Below are 5,528 nucleotides of genomic sequence, written 5' to 3'. Positions count from 1 at the left end.
AAGTGCAGCGGTTGCAGCTCCCCTTTATTTTCTTCAAGTAAAGAGGAGAGGTAGTTTTGCTCACACAGCACCACGTTAAGTCGTTGACCTAATTGCTCTGGTAGCAGTAAGGGATAGTTCTTAACGACGGCTTTGATCTCATCAATGGCGTTGGTGGTAAAGTCAGAAGTATAAATTTGACCATCTTGAGTCAAGATGGCGCTTTGGTATTTAAAGTAAATGGATTTTAGCTCATCACTGAGCACCAATTCCGTATTCATACTGAGCTCCTTTTCTCATTGAGAGGAACAACGATCTTTAGAACCGTGGTTGTGGATGGCGTGGGTTTCTCTGTGCGCTTACTGGCCCATAAGCGCGAGAGTGTGAGCCAATTACTCTTCACTGATGTTTTCATTTTTTGGCACCGCTTTTTTTGAGGCACTCATGTAGCGAGTCACTAATCGACCGCCTTCATTAAACACCACTGAGTTTTTGGTAATGGAGTCAACCACTGTATCTAAAAACACACTTTGCTCTTTGATAGGGATGAGTTGCCCTTCAAATTCCACCCACGCAACCACACGACTGTCATTAAAAAAGATACTTTTCACAATCACTTGCTCGATAGGAGAGACGGCCTTGTATGACGATGGGGTATAAATAGGCTCTACTGGAACAATCACCGTATTTTCTTTGGGTTTTTTGGTGTTTAGTAGCGATTGTTCGGCTTCCCATTCTTCTTTCGCTGCCTTCATTGCTTTGGTGTTCACTTCGCTAAGATAGGTTTGTTGAAGTGAGTCCAAGGCCCGTTGTGCTTCTTGGGATAAGGGCAACGACGTATTCGGCGTTGTTGTTACCGCTATTGGTTGTGGTGATGGTGATGATTGGCTTTCAATCACAGGCGTCAGCGTGTCTGTATTTTGAAACGCCCATGCTTGACGTTGCTCTGCTAATCGCGCTTTGGTTTCTTTTTTTGAGCGCTCATTTGAGAGGGATAAAAGGGTATTGCCTATCATGCCTAAGAGGGAAAAGCCCATTAGGGCGTACAGCACTTTCTTTTTCAGTGTCATTATTTAATGCCTTGTAAGGTAATGCCAATGGTGCCTGTCACCGTCATGGTGTCATTGAGCGTCAAAGAGATCGCATCAAGAGAGATCATTGGATGATTAAGTATTTCACTCAAGATATTGAGTGAGCCAAGCGGTACGGTGGCACTGAGTTGATATTGATTAATCAACAAGGCCCCAACGCGCTTATCTTGCGTGTTTTGCAAGACGCCTATGCCCATAGAATGAAGCCGTTGTACTACGTCATGCTGAACGCTCATGTCATACTGTGGCAGCTCGCCTGTGTGCATTGTTGGGGTCAATGTTAAGGTTTGCGCCTCATAGTGGGCCAAAAATGCCGCGTGGTTATCTAACCATTGTTGCCACTCATTTAAGTTGGCGCTGGGCTCCATGGTGATAGGCAGGGAGAGTTGACCATTCTGAAATGACACCGTGTTGGCATTCACGCCTTGTGGAAATAACGTGGTGCTTAAAAGAGCATTTCTGGCATCGATAATGGCGACATTAGGCAATACGCTGGTGTGGTATTGCGCTTGATAGCGCATTTCTTCACTGAGTGGCACCGCCACGCGTTGTGGGGCGGGACTATCAGGGATCATGACATAGGTTCCAACCCCAAGTAATGCCCCCGCAAGCCCCAAACAGGCCAACAATAATGGCTTTTTAGATTGACGTTTAGTGAGCCTATAAGGGGCGAGTGCTTCTTCATCATTACTAGGTAACGTGACGGCTCTTACGTCCTTATCTTTGATCCCGTCAGGTTGGGATGGCAGCTCATGGGTAATGTATATCGTACTCGCTTGATGTAAATCATACGCAAGCACATCACACAACAAGGCAAATGAGCCTATTCTTTCTATCAGTACCCCGTCTTCATCCATTGCACAGCCATACCATGCGTTCATTTCTTTCTGCTCCAGATAAATTGACAACTGTGTTGGTTTATCCAGAACGTCACGTACCCATTCGCCATAGCACACGGCATTATTTTGGCCGTAATAGCGGGTGAGACGTTGGTTAGAAATGACGATTTTTTCAAAAGGGGCGGGGTGCAATCGTTGATGTTTCTTTAGCTCATTTAAAGAAAGAAGGGCAAGGGTTGCCAATTCCATCGTCTTACTCCACTTTTCTTGGGGTCAATAACACCAAGGTTTCAATCGTATCGGTTTGAGAGCCAGTACCTCCAAATAACGGCGTCCAAAAGCTTTTTGAGCTTTCCGCAAGACGGCTGGTTTGTTTGATAGAGGCAATCACATAGGTTTGGCCATAACGCAGTTTGTTGGCAAAGGTGATCTCAGATTTTTGCACCGTCAAAAATTGAAGGCCAATGTCTTCGACTTTCTTGTCTTCACGTTGAACGATTTTTTGTAATTGTCCTGAGATACGTAACCACACATGGTTACGTTGCACATTCGCAACCACCATCATATCGACGCCTTCCACTTCTTTGTCACGCTTCACACTGGCAGAAACGACGCCCTCGCTCGATTCAGAAGAGGCTTCTGAAATGTACGGCTCGACGCGCTGTTGAGTGATTTTTGCGGGTTGGTTATTTAAGATCATGGCTGTGATTGGGGTTTCTGTTGATACCGAGCCTTGTTTCTCCAATACCTTGATCAAGCTTTCGGTGCCTGACCATTTTCCCGTGCCCGTAAAGGCCAGTCCTGAGCCTAACCCTTGAGAAACCGTTGTGGTTCCTGGTACAAAAAATTGCAGTAAGCCATCCCCCGTATCACGGACAATGTTCCAGTCAATCCCACGCTCAGTGCCTAAGTTGGATTTAAACTCAAGAACACGAATATCAAGCATGACCTGCTTTGATAATGAGGCTTGTGCGTTATCAATCAGGTTTCGCACTTCCATCATTTGGTCGGGTGTGGCTCGAACCGTGATGTGAGAAAGAGAGGTTGCGGTTGATACGGCGTTCTTTGCTTTATCGTCCCCCCCTAGCAACTTCACAATGCCATCGGCTATCTCTTCAACGATTTGAACCTCGCTGTATTCGATGTTAAGAAACTGACCTTCAATGCGAGCGGAGTCTTCACCCGACGCTTCCCCTTGCGAGCCAATTTGAGCAGAATACGTACCCGCTGGAATATTTAACGAGAAGGTTTCGGTTACGTACTTAGTAATTTCAAGACGTTTGTCTTTAGCTGAAATGCCATAACCGGTTTCACGAGAAAGTAGGTTAAGTACGTCTAATCGCGTCGATGAAAAATTTAAAGAAACGACTTTATTTGGTTCGACTTCTTCGGAAAACCAGATAGGTAAACCAACACCATTCATGATCTCTTCAATCACAATCGAGAGGGGCATGTCAGCCACGTTCACCGTAACCACGGTGTCTAGCCATGCCGTATCGACTTTTTCAACGATGGTGCGCTGGGTGACAGGGGGTAAGGTAATGTAATCGACTTTTTTGTTTTTAATGGTGGTTGAGCGAGTGGCTATTTCTTGTTGGATCTCATCGTTCTTTTTCTGGTTGTCTTTGAACTCTTGAGAGCTGCAACCGACCAGTAGCATTGAGGCAATAACCAGTGACAAGCACCCGCGACGTAAATTAAGCATGATTAATTTTCCTCCAAGATAAAGACTTGGTTAGTGGATTCTAAAATTTCAGAGCGAACGGGGTAACTCGATAACACCACTTGCAGAGCGCTATTGACGTCGTTTTCTCTGGTTAATAAGTAATAGTTGGCCCCAAAGGTGTAATCATTGAGCGCCAACCAACTGCGTGAATCGTTGGCATCGTCCGACCATTTGAGGCCGTAATTAATCACGATGTTACGCACTACGTCTTTTAATGAGCTGCCTTTGATGTGAGTGAGTTTTGGCTCTTCATCAAAGTCATATACACCAAGCACCTTGTCTTTTTCTGATACGGTCAGACGAATAGGGGTGTTAAGTTTGGCAGCAAGTAAACTCATGGCTTTCTTTAAGGTGCCGTGATAATCCACAAGCTCAGGATTGGTGCCATTGATGGCGCTCATGCCTGACTCATCCATTGACCAAACTACGTTGTTATAGCCCGCTTTTTTTGACCAGCGACGAATGGCCGAGCGGTAGGTTTCCCCTTCTTTAAGGGTGAATCGATACATTTTATCGTTGCTTGGAGAGGCGTCTTTTTCACTGACTTGGCTTTGTATCAAGGCGAGCTGTTTGGCACTTTGTTGGGTTTGCGCCGTTTGGCTTGGTTTTATCACGGATAAATCCAGCTCAATAATGTGTCGCTGAGTCAGTGCAAAATATTCACCGCGACCTTCATAAGGATCGGAAGCACACGCACTGAGTAAGAGCGGTACAGTGAGAAACGATAAGAGAGAGCGTTGAGTCTTCATTAATGACCTCGTGCGGCGCTGAGTAAGCGATGCTTTTTGTCTAATAGAATGGTGTTATCGGTGCCTATCAGAATTTGAATGGCGTCTAACACGGGCATGGTTCGGTGCAATTTAGCACCTGTTGGAATAGGGGCTCCAAGTATGTCTTCTGCGCTACTTGGGGCAGGGTATTGAGTGGTCAGCTCATACCCAAGTGGTTCAATCAACCATGTCACCGCATCTTCAACCGTGGTCAGCTCTGGTGGCCACACGGTTCTGACGGCGACTTGAAGTGGGTCAACTTCGGCAAGATAGGGCGCGGCGTTGACATTAACGCTTGCCATGAGTAGCAGCCCAAACAGATAGGGCGTTGGTTTTTTCATAAATAATCCTCGTAAATATTGCGCCAAGGTGAGAGAAATATCTCATCCTCAATCATGATGTTCATACTTTGCCCCGCCCGTAGGGTAATGGTTGGGGTAAGGGATAAGTATTTTTGAGCAAGGGGGGCGGCTTGAGAGCGAAGCCCTTCACCCACATCCCCCGCGTAACTGGAATCGCTGTCGCTACTGGTGCCAGAACGACTGGTTTCTGTGGCCACAAGCGCGTAAGCGGCAACCCCAAAGAATTGCGCCATCAAATGCCTATCAACCACATCCCCAAGGGCGTTAATTCCTTCTCTGTCCATGCCAGAGGATTTGCTTAAATCAATCTTGTTGCCGTTAGGCAACACTATCCATGGCACCGTAATGCCCATACGACTGCTGATGGGCTCGTTGACATTGCTGATAGAGACGGATTTTAAAATCACCTGAGCGCCCCGTGGCACCAGAACGTATTCCCCGCTTAAATCAAACACATCTTGAGATACGGTGGCTTTGAACGAGCCTGAGTAATCGCTGTTGGTTTTCATGGCGGTGATGGCGGGAATGAGGGTGCCTATCGGGAGTTTGAGCAAGCCCTCTGTTGAGGCGTTGTAGGTATTTTCTTTGGTAAATCCAACAATGTTGGTTGGTGGCGGTGAAAAACTCGCTTCAAGGGTATTGAGTTGAGTCGTTAGGTTTTGACTGTTGTCTAGTGAGCTGGTGTCTCCTTGGAGTATTCGTTGTTTTAGGGCTTCGGCTTCTTTTAATCGATTGGCTATCATAAGACGCTGGTCGTCACT

General features: G+C 46.4%; 7 protein-coding genes. All 7 read right to left on the bottom strand.

The features are described from left to right. Positions 1-260: hypothetical protein (locus PX700_RS21480; protein ID WP_479521898.1), on the bottom strand; the 260-nt coding region annotated here is incomplete at its 3' end. Positions 261-371: 111 nt separating this feature from the next. Continuing rightward, positions 372-1,049: a hypothetical protein gene (locus PX700_RS21475; protein ID WP_479521897.1), complete on the bottom strand. Its 678-nt coding sequence runs from the start codon at positions 1,047-1,049 to the stop codon at positions 372-374. Further along, complete coding sequence (locus tag PX700_RS21470) at positions 1,049-2,158, bottom strand: hypothetical protein (protein ID WP_479521896.1); 1,110 nt, start codon at positions 2,156-2,158, stop codon at positions 1,049-1,051. The genes PX700_RS21475 and PX700_RS21470 overlap by 1 nt, the downstream gene beginning before the upstream one ends. A gap of 4 nt (positions 2,159-2,162) precedes the next feature. After that, positions 2,163-3,614 carry a hypothetical protein gene (locus PX700_RS21465; protein WP_479521895.1) on the bottom strand — a complete coding sequence of 484 codons (1,452 nt, stop codon included), beginning with the start codon at positions 3,612-3,614 and terminating at the stop codon, positions 2,163-2,165. Between the two features lie 2 nt (positions 3,615-3,616). After that, positions 3,617-4,384 (bottom strand): hypothetical protein, encoded by a 768-nt coding sequence (locus PX700_RS21460; RefSeq protein WP_446701262.1) that lies wholly within the window; start codon positions 4,382-4,384, stop codon positions 3,617-3,619. Further along, the gene (locus tag PX700_RS21455) at positions 4,384-4,746 is read right to left on the bottom strand and encodes a hypothetical protein (protein ID WP_479521894.1); all 363 of its coding nucleotides are present in this window, start codon (positions 4,744-4,746) and stop codon (positions 4,384-4,386) included. Before PX700_RS21455 ends, PX700_RS21460 begins: the two co-directional genes overlap by 1 nt. Further along, a partial coding sequence (locus PX700_RS21450; protein ID WP_479521893.1) for a TraB/TrbI/VirB10 family type IV secretion system protein occupies positions 4,743-5,528 on the bottom strand: 786 nt, incomplete at its 5' end. The genes PX700_RS21450 and PX700_RS21455, both read right to left, overlap by 4 nt.

Source organism: Pseudoalteromonas sp. TP27 (genome assembly GCF_056470645.1).
The sequence above is the reverse complement of the archived record's forward strand: the minus strand, read 5'-3'. Positions and strand labels throughout refer to the sequence as shown.